Origin of the sequence: Thalassotalea marina, from assembly GCF_014656435.1 — a bacterium.
Taxonomy (GTDB): Bacteria; Pseudomonadota; Gammaproteobacteria; order Enterobacterales; family Alteromonadaceae; genus Thalassotalea_C; species Thalassotalea_C marina.
The window spans coordinates 65,318-85,211 of sequence record NZ_BNCK01000012.1 but is presented as its reverse complement, the minus strand read 5'-3'; the positions used below and the strand labels follow the sequence as shown (position 1 = coordinate 85,211).

The 19,894-nt window shown below is 38.3% G+C and carries 16 protein-coding genes and 3 pseudogenes; 12 read left to right on the top strand and 7 right to left on the bottom strand.

Translation table 11 applies throughout. The annotated features are described in order from the left end of the window. Positions 1-128: 128 nt before the first annotated feature. Complete coding sequence (locus IE199_RS20245; RefSeq protein WP_189774365.1) at positions 129-2,381, bottom strand: YgiQ family radical SAM protein; 2,253 nt, start codon at positions 2,379-2,381, stop codon at positions 129-131. A 364-nt stretch (positions 2,382-2,745) separates the two neighbouring features. Here IE199_RS20245 and IE199_RS20240 point away from each other — a divergent pair, with 364 nt between their 5' ends. After that, positions 2,746-5,268: a S9 family peptidase gene (locus IE199_RS20240; RefSeq protein ID WP_189774363.1), complete on the top strand. Its 2,523-nt coding sequence runs from the start codon at positions 2,746-2,748 to the stop codon at positions 5,266-5,268. Positions 5,269-5,301: 33 nt separating this feature from the next. On the opposite strand, the gene IE199_RS20235 is transcribed toward IE199_RS20240, so the two are convergent. Further along, positions 5,302-5,637, bottom strand: coding sequence for a hypothetical protein (locus IE199_RS20235; protein ID WP_189774361.1), 336 nt, complete (start codon positions 5,635-5,637; stop codon positions 5,302-5,304). 432 nt (positions 5,638-6,069) lie between these two features. Here IE199_RS20235 and IE199_RS20230 point away from each other — a divergent pair, with 432 nt between their 5' ends. Next, entirely contained in the window at positions 6,070-7,665 is a 1,596-nt protein-coding gene (locus tag IE199_RS20230) for a DUF4435 domain-containing protein (protein WP_229854873.1), read from the top strand. Between the two features lie 81 nt (positions 7,666-7,746). On the opposite strand, the pseudogene IE199_RS22010 reads toward IE199_RS20230, so the two are convergent. Beyond that, positions 7,747-7,863 (bottom strand): annotated as a pseudogene (locus IE199_RS22010) (IS110 family transposase); the annotation flags it as partial. Between the two features lie 100 nt (positions 7,864-7,963). Between IE199_RS22010 and IE199_RS20225 the strand changes: the two are divergent. After that, positions 7,964-8,431 (top strand): HAD family hydrolase, encoded by a 468-nt coding sequence (locus IE199_RS20225; RefSeq protein WP_189774359.1) that lies wholly within the window; start codon positions 7,964-7,966, stop codon positions 8,429-8,431. Between the two features lie 126 nt (positions 8,432-8,557). Beyond that, entirely contained in the window at positions 8,558-9,004 is a 447-nt protein-coding gene (locus IE199_RS20220; RefSeq protein ID WP_189774357.1) for a GNAT family N-acetyltransferase, read from the top strand. Between the two features lie 104 nt (positions 9,005-9,108). On the opposite strand, the gene IE199_RS20215 is transcribed toward IE199_RS20220, so the two are convergent. Next, complete coding sequence (locus tag IE199_RS20215; protein ID WP_229854872.1) at positions 9,109-9,930, bottom strand: LysR family transcriptional regulator; 822 nt, start codon at positions 9,928-9,930, stop codon at positions 9,109-9,111. Positions 9,931-10,127: 197 nt separating this feature from the next. On the opposite strand from IE199_RS20215, the gene IE199_RS20210 reads away from it, so the two are divergent. Then, positions 10,128-10,880, top strand: a complete 753-nt coding sequence (locus IE199_RS20210; protein ID WP_189774354.1) for an SDR family oxidoreductase — start codon at positions 10,128-10,130, stop codon at positions 10,878-10,880. Between the two features lie 73 nt (positions 10,881-10,953). On the opposite strand, the pseudogene IE199_RS22005 reads toward IE199_RS20210, so the two are convergent. Further along, a pseudogene (locus IE199_RS22005) lies at positions 10,954-11,079 on the bottom strand (IS110 family transposase); the annotation flags it as partial. 223 nt (positions 11,080-11,302) lie between these two features. Between IE199_RS22005 and IE199_RS20205 the strand changes: the two are divergent. Beyond that, positions 11,303-11,617 carry a DUF6693 family protein gene (locus IE199_RS20205; protein WP_189774352.1) on the top strand — a complete coding sequence of 105 codons (315 nt, stop codon included), beginning with the start codon at positions 11,303-11,305 and terminating at the stop codon, positions 11,615-11,617. 152 nt (positions 11,618-11,769) lie between these two features. Here IE199_RS20205 and IE199_RS20200 read toward each other — a convergent pair. Then, a pseudogene (locus IE199_RS20200) lies at positions 11,770-11,895 on the bottom strand (IS110 family transposase); the annotation flags it as partial. A gap of 103 nt (positions 11,896-11,998) precedes the next feature. On the opposite strand from IE199_RS20200, the gene IE199_RS20195 reads away from it, so the two are divergent. The 6 genes from IE199_RS20195 (at position 11,999) to IE199_RS20170 (ending at position 18,837) form a co-directional block, all read left to right on the top strand. After that, the gene (locus IE199_RS20195; protein ID WP_189774350.1) at positions 11,999-12,289 is read left to right on the top strand and encodes a hypothetical protein; all 291 of its coding nucleotides are present in this window, start codon (positions 11,999-12,001) and stop codon (positions 12,287-12,289) included. Positions 12,290-12,907: 618 nt separating this feature from the next. Further along, positions 12,908-13,912 (top strand): cupin-like domain-containing protein, encoded by a 1,005-nt coding sequence (locus IE199_RS20190; RefSeq protein ID WP_189774348.1) that lies wholly within the window; start codon positions 12,908-12,910, stop codon positions 13,910-13,912. Between the two features lie 317 nt (positions 13,913-14,229). After that, the gene (locus IE199_RS20185; protein WP_189774346.1) at positions 14,230-14,724 is read left to right on the top strand and encodes an anthrone oxygenase family protein; all 495 of its coding nucleotides are present in this window, start codon (positions 14,230-14,232) and stop codon (positions 14,722-14,724) included. Positions 14,725-14,956: 232 nt separating this feature from the next. Next, positions 14,957-16,339 (top strand): Na+/H+ antiporter NhaC family protein, encoded by a 1,383-nt coding sequence (locus IE199_RS20180; protein ID WP_189774344.1) that lies wholly within the window; start codon positions 14,957-14,959, stop codon positions 16,337-16,339. Positions 16,340-17,110: 771 nt separating this feature from the next. Next, positions 17,111-18,067: an NAD(P)-dependent alcohol dehydrogenase gene (locus tag IE199_RS20175; RefSeq protein WP_189774343.1), complete on the top strand. Its 957-nt coding sequence runs from the start codon at positions 17,111-17,113 to the stop codon at positions 18,065-18,067. A 170-nt stretch (positions 18,068-18,237) separates the two neighbouring features. Further along, positions 18,238-18,837 carry a PEP-CTERM sorting domain-containing protein gene (locus IE199_RS20170; RefSeq protein WP_189774340.1) on the top strand — a complete coding sequence of 200 codons (600 nt, stop codon included), beginning with the start codon at positions 18,238-18,240 and terminating at the stop codon, positions 18,835-18,837. Between the two features lie 241 nt (positions 18,838-19,078). On the opposite strand, the gene cysZ is transcribed toward IE199_RS20170, so the two are convergent. Next, positions 19,079-19,837: a sulfate transporter CysZ gene (cysZ, locus tag IE199_RS20165; protein ID WP_189774338.1), complete on the bottom strand. Its 759-nt coding sequence runs from the start codon at positions 19,835-19,837 to the stop codon at positions 19,079-19,081. Positions 19,838-19,894 lie beyond the last annotated feature (57 nt).

The window sequence follows — 19,894 nt, the reverse complement described above, 5'->3', positions numbered from 1 at the left end:
TAAGTAGCGTAGGTGTAGACGAAGCAGTAATACGGAACTACGTTGAGTATCAAGGTCGTAAGGATTCAGATCAACTCCGAATGGAGTTGTAACAGTAAGTACCCCGGGCATGCCCGGGGGAATCTACGTTAACGGCGCTTTTTCGACGGAGTAAACTGATTATCACTAAAACGTGTTAAACCTTGTTTACCACGAGGCGTTCTACTTGAACGGTTAATACCTTCACCTTTTTTAAAGCCTTTTGCGTTGTTTTTACCTTTGCCCGACTTTTTGTAATGTTGATAATTACCTTCTTGTTTCCCTTCAGAAGGCACTAAACAACCGGGCTTGGTGCCAATAAGTTTACGTGCTAGACCCATTTTGGTAAGAGCTTCACGAATAATCGGCCAGTTATTTGGATCGTGATAACGCAATATGGCTTTATGAAGCCTGCGCTGCCTGCCGCCTTTAGGTACAACCACGTTGTCACTGTTTTTGCGCACATTGCGCAAAGAATCAATCTCAGTGTGGTAAAGCGTAGTTGCATTAGCCAGTGGTGATGGATAAAAGTTTTGTACTTGGTCGAGTTTAAAGTCGTTTTCTTTTAACCATAGCGCTAAGTTGATCATGTCCATATCTGAGGTACCAGGATGCGCTGAGATAAAATATGGAATTAAATACTGCTTTTTGCCTGCGGCTTTCGAATACTTATCAAATAACTCTTTAAAACGATAATAACTGCCCATACCCGGTTTCATCATTTTATTTAATGGACCAGATTCAGTATGTTCAGGAGCAATTTTTAAATAACCACCTACATGATGTTCAGCTAATTCTTTAACGTAATCAGGATCTTCTACCGCTAAGTCATAACGCACACCCGAGGCAATGAGTACCTTTTTGATGCCTTTTATTGCACGTGCTTTACGATAAAGGTTAATGGTGGGAGTGTGGTCTGTGTCTAAGTGGCCACAAATGGTTGGCCAAACACAGCTTGGTTTACGACAGGTTGCTTCAGCTTTTGGGCTTTTACAACGCAGTTTATACATGTTGGCCGTAGGGCCACCAAGATCAGAAATTACTCCAGTAAAGCCTGGCACTTTTTCTTTAATGTCTTCTATTTCTTGAAGAATAGATTCTTCAGAACGTGATTGAATAATTCGACCTTCATGTTCAGTAATCGAACAGAAAGTACAACCACCAAAACAGCCACGCATGATATTAATCGATGTTTTGATCATGTCGTAGGCAGGAATTTTAGCGTCACCATATTTAGGGTGGGGCACACGCTGATACGGCAAACCAAATACATCATCCATTTCTTGCTCAGAAAGTGGATAAGCGGGCGGATTTAACCATATGATCCTATCGCCGTGCTTTTGCACCAAGGGTTTTGCCGAGCCGGGGTTAACTTCCTGATGAAAAATACGTGAAGCGTGGGCATACAACATTTTGTTGTCTTTCACTTGCTCATAGGTTGGTAAATTAATGTAAGTGGTCAACCAAGGTTTCTTTTTATCTTGCCAGCTTTTATTACGGTGTTTATCACTTTTAAACTCTATTACATTAACCGCTTGTGGCGTTGTGGTGACATCGGCGTTATCTGTGGCCATTTCACCTGTATCACATGACGCTGTGCTCATGTCTTGATAAGGGCTAGGGATCGGGTCAATTTTTCCAGGTTTATCGATAGAGCGGGAATCAATGCCATGCCAGCCTACCAACGCATGTTTTGCTAAAAATGCAGTGCCACGTACATCTTGAATATCTGCAATGTTTTCACCTTGAGCAAGTCGGTGGCTCACTTCAACCAACGGGCGTTCAGCGTTACCGTAAATTAAAATGTCTGCTTTAGCATCAAATAAAATGGAGCGACGCACTTTTTCAGACCAGTAGTCATAGTGCGCAATACGACGCAAGCTGGCTTCAATTCCACCAATGACAACAGGTACATCTTTATAGGCTTCTTTACAGCGCTGAGAATATACCAATACAGCGCGGTCGGGGCGTTTGCCACCTTCATTATTTGGTGTGTAGGCGTCGTCATGGCGTAGGCGTTTTTCCGCCGTATAACGGTTGATCATCGAGTCCATATTGCCAGAGGTTACGCCAAAATATAGGTTAGGTTTGCCAAGTGACATGAAAGCATCTTTATTTTGCCAGTCTGGCTGACTAATAATACCGACACGAAAGCCTTGAGCTTCCAACATACGGCCTATAACCGCCATGCCAAAACTAGGATGGTCAACATAGGCGTCGCCCGTCACTAAAATTATGTCGCAACTGTCCCAGCCAAGCTGATCCATTTCCGCTCGGCTAGTGGGTAAAAAAGTTGCTGTACCGTAGCATTCTGCCCAATATTTTGGATAGTCAAACAATGCTGTTTTCGGTAATGGGATCATGTTATCGCCTATTAATTTGTTGCCCTAAAATTCCCGTTAATGCTGTTCTTTCAAAAACGGGCGCGGGATTATACCAGTATTAACGATAAAATGCAGTTCGTGTGTAATACCAATCCACATAATAGATTGCTCACTTAGCGAGAGTGTAAAGGCTTAGAATTTAATCACTTTCAAAAACTTTCATTCAATGTATAAACTCAGCACAATTGCGCTAAAAACATACATCTACCTGAAATTCGTCTTACGAGTTGCGGCATTGGTCTAATTTGCAAACACATTGAAACAACTTAGTGTATAAGTTGAAAATGACCAGTATTTTACGTCAAAATAATTTAACTCTACTTAGCAGGTCAAAATAAAAACAATGAAGATTAAACTACTTAGCGCTGCAATCAGTTTATCGCTGGTTGGTTGTGTCACCACAAACGAAGAACAGTCGGCTGAAGCCATTTTAAATGCGCCAGCTCAGGAAATTAACGAGCAAGCCTCTGCTCCTGTTGCCATTAACAAAGAAGTTAAAACAGCCGTTAGTAAAAACGTTGTTGCCAAGCAATCAACTAATACACTAAATACCATTATTACTTTGGAAAAAGCGATGTCAGATCCTGATTGGATTGGCCGTGCACCAGAAAGCTGGTATTGGGGCGATGACAGCAATACGATCTTCTTTAATCGTAAACAAGAAGGTAACCCGTTGCGTGACCTTTTCCAAAAATCAATCAATGAAAAAGGTAATGGTGCAAAAGTTCCTCTAGCGCAAATGCACATTGCCAGTGATCGTAATGCAGTAGAAAACAAAGCCGGTACTCAAGAAGCATATACCTTCAAAGGCAATGTATTTGTTAAAGACTTAGCGTCAGGAAAAGTTAGGCAGTTAACACATACTTCAGCCTATGAAAGCAGCGTTATGTTTTTGAACAACGGTAATATTGCTTACCGTGTGGGCAACAAGTTTTTTGAACATGATTTAAACAACAATGGCGTAAAAGAACTCGCCAGTTTAGTGTTCAGCAATGACCCTTCAAAGAAAACGTCTGAAAAGTCTTACTTAGCTCAAGAGCAATCTGAATTAATTGACTATATTGCATTGCAACAACGCAATAAAGAATTGCGAGATGCTGCGAGTGATAAGTTAAAAGCTGAAAACTCAACCATTACTAAAAGCGAATTTTATTTAGGTAAAGGCAAGCGCGTTGCTCACGCTAGTTTATCTCCGTCAGGCGATAAGTTAATCGTTAGTATTGCTGATAGTAAATCGAGCCGTGCAGCTACCGATATCATGCCAAAATACGTGACGGATAACGGTGATATTGAGCCTGCTAAAGTGCGCGCTCGTGTTGCAGATAACGCTAAATATAGTGAAGAAACGTTTTTATTAGATCTAAAAACTGGTCAAAAATTCCCGCTGTCATACGAGAATTTACCGGGTTTTGATGAAGATGTGTTAGCGGCGGTTAAAAAAGAAAATCACAAACGTGAGGGTAAAACTTACGAAAGTAAAAAGTCACCGCGTGATATCCACGTAATGCGTTCTTATAATGCTATTAAATGGCATGAAGATGGCAATAAAGTAGCCATGTTGTTCAGAGCATGGGACAACAAAGATCGTTGGTTAGCAACGGTTGATTTATTAGAAAACAAACTGGTTAGCCAACACCGTTTGCATGACGACGCTTGGATCAACTGGTCGTTTAATGAATTTGGTTGGGCTGGCGACAAACTTTATTACTTGTCGGAAGAGTCTGGTTATTCTCATCTTTATTTGAAGTCGTTAAAAGGCAAAGCCAAGAAACTAACTTCAGGTAATTTTGAAGTAAGTGATTTAACGTTAACCGACGATGAGTCTTCAATTATCTTCCGTGCCAATAAAAAGCACCCAGGTATATACGAAATTTACCAAATCAATTTAGCGTCAGCTAAAATGGAGCCATTAACAAACCTAGGTGGCATGAACGATTATGCTTTGAGCCCAGACGGCACTAAGTTATTAATTGAACATTCTCAAGTTACCATGCCTCCTGAGCTTTTTGTAAAAGACTTAGCGGTAGATGCACAAGCCATTCAGTTAACACATACCGTTTCTGAAGAGTTTAAAGCCATGCCTTGGACGGCACCTAATGTAGTGGCTGTACCTTCGTCATATCAAGAAGACCCTGTTTATTCACGTGTTTATTTACCAAAAGACTTTGATAAAAAAGCACAGAAAAATAAAGCGGTGATGTTCTCACATGGTGCAGGTTATTTACAAAATGCACATTTAGGTTGGTCTGGTTACTTCCGTGAATTTATGTTCCACAGCATGTTAGTACAACAAGGCTATGTGGTTATCGATATGGATTACCGTGCATCGAAAGGTTACGGTCGTGATTGGCGAACAGCGATTTATCGTCACATGGGTAAACCTGAAGTACAAGACATGAAAGACGGCGTTAATTGGTTGGTAGAAAATGCCAATGTTGACCCTAACCGCGTAGGTACTTACGGCGGATCATATGGTGGTTTCTTAACATTAATGGCATTGTTTACTGAGCCTGATACGTTCCAATCTGGCGCGGCGTTAAGACTCGTTTCAGACTGGGCATACTATAACCACGGTTATACGTCGAATATTCTAAACACACCGGGTGATGATGCTATCGCTTACGAGCGTAGTTCACCCATTTATTTTGCTGAAGGTTTGAAAAAGCCGTTATTGATCAACGCACCTATGATTGACGATAACGTTTTCTTCCAAGACTCTGTTCGCTTAGTTCAGCGTTTAATTGAGCTTGAGAAAGAAAACTTTGAAACAGCTATTTACCCAGTAGAGCCACATGGTTTTATTCAACCTAGCTCTTGGTTAGATGAATATCGTCGTATTTATAAGTTGTTTGAAAATACACTGTAAACACTAACACCGAAAACTTAAAAGCCCAGCAAATTAGCTGGGCTTTTTCATTTGTATCACGTTGACTTCGTTCACTTTAGCTTGTGGCGCGATAATGACACGGATGAGTTGACCATCTACTTCATAATACAGTTGTATACGTCCATACTTTTGTTCAGAAGACGTTGGTTGTCCAAATGTTGACTGATAAAACTGCTTTATTTGTTGTTCACTTTCTTTGGTAAAAAAGCTAATAACGGCAGGCGACTCACTAGTATAGTCTGCAAATACCTTGGCGTGTTCTGGCACTGGAATAGTAGCAGCGTGGCTTAGTGCCGTAACAAAAAGCAAACTGGTAGAAAGTACTTTGAACATAAATGTTCTCTCCATAAAGCAACCTACATAAAGTGTAGATTATGATGCGTAAGTTTTTACCGTAAGTTTAGCTAAGTAAACGTTAAAATATGGCTAGGTGTCTAGTTATTTCGTGTCTGGCTATTTATACATGCAGTTGCAACTCTAAATTAAGAGTATGCATCTTTTTGCAATTGAACATTACTAAGAATTCACAGTAAATACCAAAGTAGGAAGCGATAATACATGTAACCAGCTGAAATTGTTAAATAATATACTAAGTGAGACATCATTAATTACCTTGAAGTCTCAGTAACTTCCCAATTTGGACAATATTACAGTTTGATAATTAATTTAACGGATTGATTTGTCGCGTTTTTCTGGTACTTTAAAAACAAAGTTATAGACGGACATTACTGAGACGTCTACATAATAAGATGTTATGTCATTCTGATGGAGTAGGCAATTTTGAGTACTAAAGAACTTATCCTTCCTAAAGGGAATTCAACTGAAGCTATTGAAACAACTCAAAGTGTTTTATTTATAGGAGCTAATGGCTCTGGTAAAACTAGGTTGGGAACATGGATTGAAATTAACTCCCCACAAAAAGAACATGTACATAGGATTTCAGCTCAGAAGTCTTTGACATTACCTGATTCAACAACCCCTCAATCAATTGAACAAGCAGAAAAAGACTTGTTGTTCGGAAACCCAACTTGGACACATCAACATAAGACAAGTAAGTGGCAAAACAAACCTGCTACTGCATTTTTAAATGATTTCCAAAAATTAATGGTTTATTTATTTTCTGATGAAACAGAAGAAAATGCCAAGTTCAAAAGAGCTTGCCAAGCTAGTGAAGTACGTATTACTCCACCCAAAACCAAAATAGATCATGTTAAAGAACTGTGGGAAACAATTCTTCCTCATAGAGAATTGATTATTGGAGGTTTAAGAATCCAAACTCAAATAAGGGGGCAAGAGGATAAAAAATATAACTCATCAGAAATGAGTGATGGTGAAAGAGTTATATTTTACCTAATTGGACAATGTCTGGCTGCGCCCAAAGACGGAATTATTGTATTAGATGAACCAGAGTTACACCTGCATAAGTCGGTTCAAGTACCACTTTGGAATGCCATAGAAGCACTGCGCGAAGATTGTACTTTTGTTTACCTTACCCATGATGTAGATTTTGCGGCGGCCAAAGAAGCAGCAAAAAGTGTTTGGCTGAAATCATACGATGGTCAACATTGGGATTGGGATATTATAAATGAAGATGAAAATCTGCCGAGTGAGTTATTAATCGAGGTATTAGGAAGTCGAAAGCCTGTTGTATTTGTCGAAGGTGAAAGTGGTAGTTTCGATAGTAGCCTTTATCGTGAATTATTATCTAACTTTCTTGTCATTCCTCGTGGAAGTTGTTCGGAAGTAATTCAATCAGTAAAAGCGCTGAAAGCTAACTCTCAAATTCATCATTTAGAAGTGTTTGGAGTAATAGATAGAGATAGGCGCCTTCAAGCTGAAATAACGAGTCTAGAACAACTTTCTATATATGTTTTAGACGTTGCTGAAGTCGAAAATTTATTTTGTACTGAAGAAGTTTTGAAGATTGTAAGTGAAAGACTAGCTCGTGACTCATCTGCAGATTTTTTAAGAGTGTCTAATACAATATTTGGTCGACTCCAATCAGAACTTGATACACAAGTATCTCTACATGTATCAAGTGAAGTAAAATTTAAGCTGAATGTATTTGATGTGAAGCAAAAAGGTGCAGCTAATATCAATACAGCTCTGCAAGACTTAGTATCAAGTATCAATGTTGAACAAATATACTCGGAAACTAATCAACGGTTTATTGATGTTTTGGAAAGTAAGGATTACAAGCAATTACTAGCTTTATATAATCGTAAATCACTTTGTACTCAAGTTAGTACTTCATTAGGGTTATCTAACGGCAGCTTACCTGAGACAGTAGTTAGATTGATAAAAGGCGAGTGTAAAGAATCTATAACAACAGCGTTGAAACCATATTTTGGTAATTTTCAGCGACACATGACATAACAAGTAAAATTAAATAGGGCAGAATATTAATCTGAACGCCAATCACAATTTACACCGATAATACATGGTTGTAACTTAAGCTAACAGTTTGTTTCGCTTGATGGTTTTAAGAATTTTACACTTGTCATCAACATCTGCACGGTGGATACTAAACACAGATTTGGCTAAATCAATGCCAATTGCTTTAAGTCGAGACATATGGACTCCCTTCAATTGAAGCTCTTTATCAACTTCACTATGGCATATTGATGCCGAGTGGGGAGTCCATATCATTCGTAATAAATATGGAGTTATCTTCTTGTTTTTGAATATACCCGGGAAAGAAAACATATCAGTTTCCAACGTAATCTTAGATTTTAATGGCACCATTGCAATTGACGGCAAGTTAATCCAAGGGGTAGCTGAGAAAATCAATAATTTATCTGAGCAACTTAATATTATCATTGTCACCGCAGATACTAATGGAACAGCAGAAAGCGAATTGGCCGATGTAAACTGTAAAGTAATAAACCTTTCTAAATCCAAGGAGTATGGAAATAAGATGGATGTATTAACTGCTTTAGGGAAAGGGCACACTATTTGCGTTGGAAATGGTTTTAATGACCATTCCGTGCTTAAGGAGAGCGTTTTGGGTATTGCTGTAATGCAAGAAGAAGGGGTGAGTACAAAAGCCTTAATGTCGTCAGATATTGTTTTTAAATCAATAATTGATGCACTCTCATGTTTTGAGGCTCCCAATAGACTTAAAGCTACACTAAGAAGTTAGCCGCCTTATCACAAGCGTATTAAGCACGGGACTGCTAACAGTTGGCTCAGTTTCGCTTCGCTACACTAGTTTAGCCAACTTATTATCAGCTCCTTGTGCGAGCGTTCTATTTGTTGAGGCCGTTTAATGGAATTATTTAAAGTTACTGAAAATAGCGAAATTAGGAAGTACATAGGATTGTTGTACTCTGAACTTTTTGGCCAACAAGCAGTACCCTCAGAAGAGCAATTCGACAACATATTTTCCCAGTTGCAGGAGCCTAACAATAGTCATGATGCTTATTGTTTGAAAGAAAATAATGAAACAGTAGCATTCTTTACCTTGGGGGAATCATTTTCAATATTCGCACACGGTAAGTATGGGATCATAAATGAACTATGGGTTAGCGAAGCGTTTAGATCTAAAGGTGTAGGCAAAATAGTTATTCAAGAAATACTTAAAATTGGTTCAGAAAGAAACTGGAAAAGAATAGACGTTTCAGCTCCACCATCTGAAGAATGGGATCGTACTTTTAATTTCTACCAAAAGAACGGCTTTACTTTCACAGGAAGAAAATTAAAGGTTTATTTGTAATCAAAATATAACAAGCCGACTAAGCAACACTATTTTATGCTGTAAAACTTGAAATACTATGTGATTAAAGCGTCGTGCTTTATATTTTGCCCTTTTTTATTCTTTTAGTTTTTAGTTAGTAACAAGTTTTCACTGAGTGCTTCCCATACGCATGTAACTGCACGGCTACGCCTCTTTTTTCCGAGGCAAACAAGGTGAATAGGTTGTTTATCAGGATGAGTGTAGTCGTTAAATATAGGCACTAACTCGCTTGAGTGTAATTCCTGTTCGATGAATCTTGGGTCTACCATTATGATGCCTTGCCCTAGGGTTGCAAGTTGCACAAGCGCTCTAGCATCATCACTTATCATTGCTGGTTTCACTTTAATTGAACTCACTTCGCCTTGAGAGTGTAAAAATATCCAAGTATCTAGCGTTGTCGCCTTATTTTTAAACACTAAACAACGATGATTGAGCAATGACTGAGGCGAGTCTGGAGTGCCATGTTGAGCTAAATAATTCGGGCTTGCGAACCAACCAAATGTTTTCTCGCCGATCTTTCGAGCCAACAATGATGAATCCGGTAAGTGACCAATACGAATAGCAATATCAACTTGATTATCAATTAAATCGACAACCTCATCAGACAAGTTTAAGTCAAAGCAAATATCGGGATAGATTTGGCTAAGCTCATTAAGATGGGGAATTAATAACCGATTTGCCATCAGCGTTGAGCTGCCAATTTTTACTTTACCTTGCGGCAGAGATTGAACTTGATCACTTAGCGTTTCGGTATTGTGCAACACATTTTGCAACTGCTCGGTGCTTTTTAAAAGTTCATGACCACTTTGTGTTAAAGATAGCTTTCGAGTACTGCGCTCTAACAATCTGACGTTTAGTGTTTGCTCGAGCTTTGATATACGTTTACTGACTGAAGAGCGAGGCAATTAGACTTTGTCAGCTGCACCTTGAAAACTGCCACTGACAGCAACAAGATGAAAGAGATATAAGTTTTCTAGTTGTTTATGAAATCCCACTTACTGTTTCCCTTATGGAACGAATAAAGTTCTAATTTGGTATCTAATTTAACTGAATAATAATTGGTATTCTGCTGCAACTCAATCAAGGAATTAAAGGAATACTTATGTCTTTTCAAACAATTTTAATCACTGGCGCAACTTCAGGCATTGGTTTTGAGGCTGCTAAACACTATTTAAAACTGGGATGGCGGGTTATATTTACCGGTCGAAATGAAGATAAAATTGCCAGCGCAAAAGCTAAGTTACTGGATGCAACATCAACCCCTGACCAATTGTTTGGCATATTATGTGACAATGCGATTCCTCAACATTACTCAACTCTTGTCACGGAAATTAGTGAAAAAGTGGGTATGCTTGATGCGGTTATTCTAAATGCTGGTGTATTTTATCCCAAGCTCTTTAGCGATACGGTTTATAGTGAACTTGAGCAAACAATGTTAGTTAACTTTACTGGCCCAGTAATGCTTTTACAAACTCTATTGCCAGTACTGAATAATCCATGCAGCGTGGTGTACGTTTCGAGTATTGTTGTTGAGCGCGCATTTGTAACGGCTTCGAGTTACAGTGCCAGTAAAGCCGCGTTTGAAGCTTATGCAAATGTTTTAAACCTAGAACTCGCACCGCAAGGAATACGTGTCAATTATTTAAGGCCAGGTGTTACGGCCACTGAGATCCAAGGCAAGGCTGGTATGAGTCAGAGCCAAGTTGCGGAACTAAATGCCAGCTTAGCTAACCTGCCTCTTGGTAGAATGCTAACGCCAAAAGAAATGTTATCGAGTTTTGAGCTTCTGACCAGCTCAAACTCGCTTGCGTTGCGAGGTGCCCACATAACAGTTGATGGTGGTTATTGTTTATAGGTTTAATTTTAAATGAGTTAATCTGGACACCCATGATAATTAATGACAATTTATACCGATAGTACATGGTTGGGATTTCAGCTAACAGTTTGTTTCGCTTGATGGTTTTAAGAATTTTACACTTGTCATGAACATCGACACCGTGGATACTAAACACAGATTTGGCTAAATTAATGCCAATTGCTTTAAGTCGTGACATTTGGACTACCCTCAATTGATGCTTTTTATCCACTTCACGATGGCACAATGATGCCGAGTGGGGAGTCCATATCATTCGTTAAATTTTTCTAAGGTTCGGCATATGGAATTTGATGCTGGGTAAATTATCTCAGGATTTTTAGTTGCAAACAGCGTATTAAAATTGCCAAACTATACTCAAACCTTATTAAGGCGTAAGGTAACAATCAAAGCAAGGAGCTAAAATGAGAATTCGAGCAGAAGTAGGTACGATAGATATCTTAGGTCATTTAATACTTTGGTTTATTTTAATATTAATAACACTTGGTATTGGTGCTTTCTTTTTTCCTTACTCATTTTCAAAATTTATACTTAATCGTTCGCTAGTAATTGACGAAAACGGTAACCCAAGAAAAATGGTATGTCACACTGATATATTTGGAAATCTAGGTCATGTAATCCTATGGATTATCATCTCTATAATTACCTTGGGCTTGGGATACGCATTCTATTTTTATAAAGTTTGGAATTACTCTTTAAATAATACAACTATTGAGTAGTTTGTTACTGAACACATATGAACCTTATCCTCATCAATTGGCAATAGTGTTTGTTTAGCTGCCGCTAGGCAGCTAATGGTTAATCAATCAGCAAAATCTATAGAAATTAATCTGGACACCCATGATAATTTATACCGATAGTACATGGTTGGAATTTCAGCTAACAGTTTGTTTCGCTTGATGGTTTTACGAATTTTACACTTGTCATGAACATCGACACCGTGGATACTAAACACAGATTTGGCTAAATTAATGCCAATTGCTTTAATTCGTGACATATGGACTACCCTCAATTGATGCTTTTTATCCACTTCACGATGACACAATGATGCCGAGTGGGGAGTCCATATCATTCGTTATGTAGCTAAAGGAGATAGCGTTGTGATTTCGAAATCAAGAATTATTGGTTTTCTATCTTTTATCACACTTAATTATTTTTTAATTAAAGCAGTACACCAAGTTCGGTTAGCTGAAGAGTACATGATGTTATCTGCCAATTGCCTTGAAAACACTGAAAGTGCCTGTACCAAATTAGAACAACAAAATTCTTATTTACTTGGGCTTTGGAATGGTAACTTAACATTTTATTTAACTGTTTCATTTATCGCTTTCACGGTTTTAGGTGCATCTTATATTTACAGTGAGAGTAAGAACTACCGCAAAGCTACATAACACATATGAGCCTTATCCTCGTCAATAGGCAATAGTGTTTGTTTAGCTGCCGCTATGCAGCTAATGATTAATCAATCAGTAATATCTATTACTACGTTCTGTCATAAAGACCGTAAACGTTTACTAATAGTATTATCTCTTCACTTCCTGAAGCAGTCTGTCCTTAGTTCGTTCAATAGTTCTAACGTGGACACCCATCATAATTGTGCTTTTTTCCTTATTGTTTTATGCTGGGGTTAACTAAAAAAACGATTATGAACAGTTGAAACTCTTGTGAAATTTGGGCTTTAAAACGTTATTTATACAACCGTTTCATGGTTATTCTCATCTACTTTTAAAACAAACTAATCATCTCAGTTTTGCATAAGCAAAGCATAAGTCGATATAACTAAGTGTTTGAAAAGAAATAATTTGTAATATAGTATCGGTGCTGATGCTGGGGTTTTACCTTTAGCTGTCAGTTCTATTTTAGCTAGAAGAACATAATTTAATTAAAGCTTCCCAATAGCATTGTTTTTAATTGCAGCTAGTTGGGGAATTCAGGACATTTTTCGAAAGAATGTGAGGGTTAGTACTCTAGCGTTAAATCTTTCAAAAAATAAACAAGGATGAAAATTCGTGTACTCTTTTCCTTCAGTTGCCGTTTGGCACGATGTCACATTATCAACATTGAAAGATAAAATTGTTCCTCTAGGGCAGCCTGCTATATTAAAGGGGGCATTGGCTTCTTGGCCTATAGTTGAAGCTGGGTTATCAGGTAAACAAGCGCTGTTGCAGTACTTAACAAAACAGTCGCTTAATCCACAAATACCTCTTGTTAAAAACTCTGGCCACAACGGCCGTTTGTTTTACAACGAAGAGTTCTCAGGTCTGAATTTTACTGTTGAAAACCTGCCTTTTAATTCGGCATTAGACAAACTAAATTCGGTATCGGATCAAGACTCACATGTTTTCTATATCAGTAATACTCCGGTTCGAAAGATTTTTCCCTCATTATTGCAAGAAAACTTTAACGATTTCCTAGTACGAGACGCGCATCCAGGAATTTGGATCAGTAACAAAGTAAAAGTTGCTGCTCATTTTGATGTGCCAGACAATATTGCCTGCTGTATATACGGTAAACGTCGATTTACTTTATTTCCTCCACATCAAATTGAAAATTTATACATAGGTCCAGTAGATGCTACGCCAGCAGGTCAACCCATTAGTTTAGTGGATATGGCTAATCCAGATTTTGTTAAATTTCCTAAATTTCGCGAAGCTTTAAAACATGCACTGGTCGCCGATTTATCACCTGGTGATGCACTGTATTTACCATCATTATGGTGGCATCAAGTAGAGTCTATGTCATCACTAAACATTTTGATGACCTATTTCCATGATGCAACACCGCGCCACTTAGGCTCGGCATATGACTGTCTATTACATAGCTTGATGAGTGTGCGCCAGTTACCTGAACATAAAAAGAAAGCATGGCAGGCATTTTTTAATCATTATGTTTTTAGTGATAATGAGCAGGCTAAATCACATATACCTGAAAATTTGCATGGTGTTCTTGGTGACGTTACGCCAGCTATGGCGCAATCGATTAAAAATATAGTAAGTCAAAACCTCAAACAATAATCGCTTCTCTAAAAACATGGTTGATCATCTTTAACATGCTAATAGTGCTTATTAGCATGTTCTTCGGGCTCTAGAACTTTAGATACGGAAAAGCCAATTCCAGTAAGTAAAATTAAAGTCGATTGCTGTAAACTATTTCTGTAACTGGAACTAGAAGGGCGCTTTATTCAGATTTGTTTAATTCAAGCCTAATTGCTTTAATTAGTGATAGTGTTTTTTTGCAGCAATTGAAGCATGAAAACCATTTTACTGTTGTAAATGTTACTGTTTGGTTAGGGTATATTTATTATTAGTTTAATAATTTAGAGATTCAGCTAATGGATGTTTTTGATATAGTTATTGTTGTCACCGCGTTTTTATGCTCTTTAGTGGCAGGTTTTCTTTTTTCTTACGCCATTGTCGTGATGCCTGGTATAAAAGGTTTAGATAACAAACAGTTCATTAAAACTTTTCAAATCACAGATCGCGTTATCCAAAATAACCAACCTCTATTTATGCTTATATGGCTTGGCTCTGCACTAGCCATGATCATTTGTGCTTTCACGGGCTTTTCAAAGTTACAGGGAGTCGATTTTGGTCTACTCATGCTAGCTACCATTGCCTATTTAGTTGGCGTCCAAGCCTCAACTATTATCATTCATTTACCTTTAAACAATACACTTCAAAACTATGATGTCGACACTATGAGTGAAGACGAGTTGCACACTGCTCGATTAGCGTTTGAGCCTCGCTGGAACAGATCAAACCTAATTAGAACAATCATTGCATGTTTTGTGTCTTTTTTGTTAATCGTATTAGCTTTAAGGCAATAAACTTATAGTGAAAAACGGTAATGTTTATTTGCTCTTATCTTTTATATTTAAAAACCACATCAAAATAATTTCAATTTGCGTTGAAAAAATGTTGACCAAAATTCATTTGCGATTTATTTTTTGCGCGATGTTTCAAGAAGGGCCATACGAAATCCAAGTCAACCCAATATTAAGCAGATCTGCGCTTACCTAAGTGTGGGCGTTTATTGTTTTATAAATTTGGGGATTTCAGATGGCTGATCCTAGTGCGATAAGCATAATTCCTCCTGTCGTCGTTTTGACGCTGGCAATCGTTTTACGTCGTCCAATTTTAGCGCTGGTTATTGGTGCTTTAGTGGGTTTGGCATTGGTTGATATTAGCAGTGTTTTAAATAACTTTGCTGCTGCTTCTTTAAAAGTCATGGCTGATGAAACCATAGGTTGGTTAATTTTAGTTTGTGGCAGCTTTGGTGCGCTCATTGCTTTATTGGTTCATGCTGGTGGTGCATTAGCATTTGGTCAAACGGCGATGAAATTTGCCAAAGGACCAAAATCATCATTGTTAATGAGCTATTTACTCGGCGTTATTATTTTTATTGATGATTATTTAAATGCGCTGACCGTGGGTGAAACCATGCGCAGAGTCACCGATAAGTTTAAAATCTCTCGCGAAATGCTTGCTTATGTGGTCGATTCAACGGCTGCACCTATCTGTGTTTTGGTGCCATTATCAACGTGGGCAGTATTTTTTGGTGGGCTACTCGTCGACAATGGCATTGCCGGTGAAGGGCAGGGAATTAGTACTTATATTCAGGCGATTCCTTACATGTTATATGCGTGGATCGCAGTACTTATTGTGCCTCTGGTTATTTTTGGCGTTATCCCGTTGTTTGGGCCAATGAAAAAAGCGCAATTGGCTGCACAAGCAGGTCAACCTGCACTTGAACAAGTCGACTTAGAAGAAGTTCAGACACCTGATACTTACGCTTCAAAAGCCATAGAGCAAGAGTTTGAGCAAGCCGAGCAACAAGGAAAGTTATACAACTTTTTGGTGCCATTAGCCTTACTTGTGGCATTTACCGTGTACTTCGATATCGATATTTGGAAAGGCTTATTGGCAACGCTTGCCGTAACTATTCCTTTTTTCTTGGTGCAACGATTGATGCCATTAGCTGATTTGCTTGAACAAATGATTAATGGTTTTAAGTGCATGTTGCCAGCTATTGGTACGGTAATAGCGGCTTTTATATTTAAAGATGTGTGCGACCAGCTATTGTTACCACAATACGTGATCAACTCTTTAAGCCCCTATATGACCGCAAAACTGCTGCCAGCAATGGTGTTTTTATCTATGGCTATTTTAGCGTTTGCAACCGGGTCTAGTTGGGGTATTTTTGCGGTGACAATACCGATTGTTATGCCATTAGCTGTGGCTGTTGATGCTAATATTCCTTTGGTTATTGGAGCGTTATTATCGGCTTCATCATTTGGTAGCCAAGCGTGTTTTTATTCAGATTCAACCGTTTTGGCGGCACAAGGCTCTGGCTGTAATTTGGTAAGTCATGCAGTAACACAATTACCGTATGCACTTATCGCTGCGGTTATCGCTTTTGTGGGGTTTTTACTGTTAGCTTAAACGTTTAAATTGATACCTACGTTAATTTATTAATAAATTAACGTAGGTACTAAACTGCCATTCTTTATTTAAAAATTTAGTGATGACTGTCGCTTTTATCTTAGAAAGCGAGACTGAATATAACTAAGCCGTTGAAATAAATGAATTGTAAAGGCACGATGTAAAAACATGTCTAACAATTTAAATACGGTGACAAAGAGCGTTAATTCCGCTGTTAGTCGTCAGGAGTTTAAGTTGACGATAAGAATGTTTTCAGAGGTCAAACTTCTGTCAGGTAAACAAATACACATGTAACTCTCCACAGTTAGACGAATTATCGCAGCGAGATAAACAATTTACTTTATTGCCATTGTTGAAAGCTCTCTGATTTGTTTTTAACTGTAGGGCAGTCATCCGCCAACCTTTACTGGCATCATGCAAGCCCATCACCTTGTTAGATAACGTAACAGGAACTTGGTAGTGGGCGATAGAAGGTTCTTATTTGCACAGTAATCCAGGTTCATTTGTATAAAATACGTGCACTATCGTTAATTCGACAATAATATGATTGAAACTCAACGTAGTTTTTCATTGGGCTCAGTGCTGTTGCTTTGGTCGTTTTGACGTTTAGCTAGCGCTAAATATCGCAAAGAAGGTTCAATAATTGCTTAGGTGATGGTTCAGAAAGTGTTAGTTCGGACACTCAACCCTGCTGCGTATGAGTGCGTAGTTCAATTTGGTTGGCCGAATTGATTGAGTATTATCATTCATCAATCGTAGAGAGGATTTATCATGAAAGCGGCAATTTGGACGGCATACGGTAATCCAACCGTTCTTAAGGTAGAAGAGATTGAAAAACCCATCCCTAAGAATAACGAGATACTGGTTAAAGTCTATTCATCGGCGGTGACTACTGGGGATTGTAGGATGAGACGGTTTGATGTACCAAATGGAATGTGGCTTCTTACTCGTCTGGCGTTTGGCGTATTCAAACCCAGAAAAAGCGTATCAGGAATGGACTTTTCTGGCGAAGTGTTTGCAGTAGGTCACGATGTTAGTCAATTTAAAGTAGGAGATAGAGTTTTTGGCACTACGGGCATGGAGCTTGGTGCAAATGCTGATTACTTGTGTATAGCTCAAGATAAAGCCGTTGTAACAATACCCAGTTCAATCACATATACGGATGCGGCAGCTTTGATTTTTGGTGGTTTAGCCGTGTTGCATTTCCTAAAAGGGATAATAAACGTTGGCAGTAAAGTGCTGATTAATGGCGCATCGGGAGCCGTTGGTAGTGCTGCGATACAAATCTCAAAACATTTCGAAGCTGATGTTACGGGCGTATGCTCTAGTGGCAATACAGCGTTGGTTGTTTCAATTGGTGCGGATAACGTTATTGACTACACCAAAGAAAATTTCACTGATAATGGTGAGGTATATGATGTGATTTTAGATACCGTTGGGAATTTATCTTACAACAAGTGTCAGAAATCACTTGCTAAGGGAGGTAAGTTAATTCTGATTAATGCAGGGCTTGGTACAATATTAAGTTCACTGTTTAATCGTCAGTTAATATGTGGTGTTGCTGAAGAAAATAAGGCGCTTTTGCTGGAGATACTTAAGTTATATCAATCTAATGGCTTTAAACCGGTCATCGACGAAGTGTATCCGTTAAACGAAATCGTTAAAGCACATGAATACGTTGACAAGGGGCACAAGAAAGGAAATGTTGTCTTATCCCATACCGATTAAGCTTTTATGTGTCAGATAATTATACAAATTGCTCAGCGACTAAAGACATTTTTACCTTGAAGCCTTTTGTTTTACTGACGTTGTTCTAGTTGGCAAGTTATTTGCTTGGGGATGTGGCGAATTAACAGGTGACCTATTAATACAGAATAAAAGAACAAAGGATAAGTATAATGAAAAACAAAATGTTAAAAGGCTTAGTGGCAAGTTTCGCAATACTGATCAACGTAGGCGTTTATGCAGGCATAATGAATTTTGATGATTTGGAAGATCCTGGTAGCCCTACAACCAATTTTGTTGAGATCAACAGTTATAGTGATATTGGTTTTCAGTTAACAACGGCACAGGGCGCTTTTAGTTATTGGTTGCAAAACGAACAAGGTTACAATAACTCTGCTGCTCTTTTTCACCAGAATGAAGGTGGTGTAACACGATTATCTGCGTTAGATGGCTCGCTTTTTAATTTATTATCTATTGATTTGGACACTATTTATAGATTAGACATGATAGTGCCAGTAGAGTTTTTCGGATATGACGCTAACGGGTTTCAGGTGGCTTCACAAAGCATAACGCTTGAAAATGACGGTTGGATTACCTTTAATTTTTCCTCTGCGTTCAGTGGTGTTTCTTATGTAGAGTGGAGTAATGAAGGACATCACTTCGACAATATAAGCTTGAACAAGGTTACATCTGTGCCAGAGCCTTCAACATTGGCTGTATTTGCTTTGGGTATCATGGGGTTAGCGTTTCGTAAACTTAACAAGCAGGTTTAACGTCAAAAACGATAATGATGAGAACGAGTGGCGCCATATTTTACGATACTAGATATGGCTGGTAATCCCCCTGTTATAATGACCATTCATGTTTGTTATTTATTGATCTCTAAAGAGTAATCAGCACTTTAACGAAAAGCACGTTTATTAATAAACGTGCTTTTTTGTCGATTAAACCGGCAGTAATGGTTTGGTGTCGGTGCATAATAACAGCTTGGTAATCAGGCATTTATGGCGTTAATCAATACCCCTTTAACGCGTATTGCTCTCGATAATGGTCAACCCAAAGCGCAGTAGCGCCGCAAATAGCAACAGGCATAATCACTAAGTTAACAAATGGCACCATAGAAAACACCGCTGCTGTAATACCAAAGCTATAACTTAACCCTTTATGGTTTGCTAACTCAGTTTTCATGTCGTCAAACGGTACCTTGTGGTTGTCAAAGGCGTAATCTTTGTATTGTATTGCCATCATCCAAGCTAAAAACATAAACCACAATACTTGGCCAATAATGGGAATAAACCAGTAGAGGATAAAAAATCCTGCGGCGCGAGGTAAATAATATTTAAACTTACACCATTCTCGTGAAAGTGTTCTTGGTACGTCTTTGACAATATCTAACGCAGAGCCTGATGGTGCATCTTGTTTAGCCAGTATCATTTCTAACTTTTCTGCTAATAAACCATTAAACGGTGCAGCTATCCAGTTAGTCACTGAGCTAAAAATAAATGAGAACATCACTAAGGTGAACAAAATTGCAATCGGTTCAATCACCATAGTTAACCAGGTAATAGATTCAGGTAACCATTGTTCAATCGCTAACATCCAATCATCAAGTTGTGCAAACAAATAGCTAAACGCAATGGCAAATAAAACTAAATTGACCACCAATGGAATAAAAACAAATCGCTTGATGCCTTTTAGTCTGATCAATTTAAAACCAGCAATTAAATAACCAGCACCACTGTGGGCAATGGGTTTTGATAAATTTTCATTCATTTTGTTGAATTTTTAACAAGTTAAACTTTTGAATAACAGTATAGTGCGACAGAATGC

Bases quoted from the DNA above. Each gene is read 5' to 3' on its own strand.
- IE199_RS20235 (WP_189774361.1), bottom strand. From the start codon at position 5,637: ATGGAGAGAACATTTATGTTCAAAGTACTTTCTACCAGTTTGCTTTTT.
- IE199_RS20170 (WP_189774340.1), top strand. From the start codon at position 18,238: ATGAAAAACAAAATGTTAAAAGGCTTAGTGGCAAGTTTCGCAATACTG.
- IE199_RS20185 (WP_189774346.1), top strand. From the start codon at position 14,230: ATGGATGTTTTTGATATAGTTATTGTTGTCACCGCGTTTTTATGCTCT.
- IE199_RS20205 (WP_189774352.1), top strand. From the start codon at position 11,303: ATGAGAATTCGAGCAGAAGTAGGTACGATAGATATCTTAGGTCATTTA.
- IE199_RS20240 (WP_189774363.1), top strand. From the start codon at position 2,746: ATGAAGATTAAACTACTTAGCGCTGCAATCAGTTTATCGCTGGTTGGT.
- IE199_RS20180 (WP_189774344.1), top strand. From the start codon at position 14,957: ATGGCTGATCCTAGTGCGATAAGCATAATTCCTCCTGTCGTCGTTTTG.
- IE199_RS20175 (WP_189774343.1), top strand. From the start codon at position 17,111: ATGAAAGCGGCAATTTGGACGGCATACGGTAATCCAACCGTTCTTAAG.
- IE199_RS20245 (WP_189774365.1), bottom strand. From the start codon at position 2,381: ATGATCCCATTACCGAAAACAGCATTGTTTGACTATCCAAAATATTGG.
- cysZ (WP_189774338.1), bottom strand. From the start codon at position 19,837: ATGAATGAAAATTTATCAAAACCCATTGCCCACAGTGGTGCTGGTTAT.
- IE199_RS20220 (WP_189774357.1), top strand. From the start codon at position 8,558: ATGGAATTATTTAAAGTTACTGAAAATAGCGAAATTAGGAAGTACATA.
- IE199_RS20210 (WP_189774354.1), top strand. From the start codon at position 10,128: ATGTCTTTTCAAACAATTTTAATCACTGGCGCAACTTCAGGCATTGGT.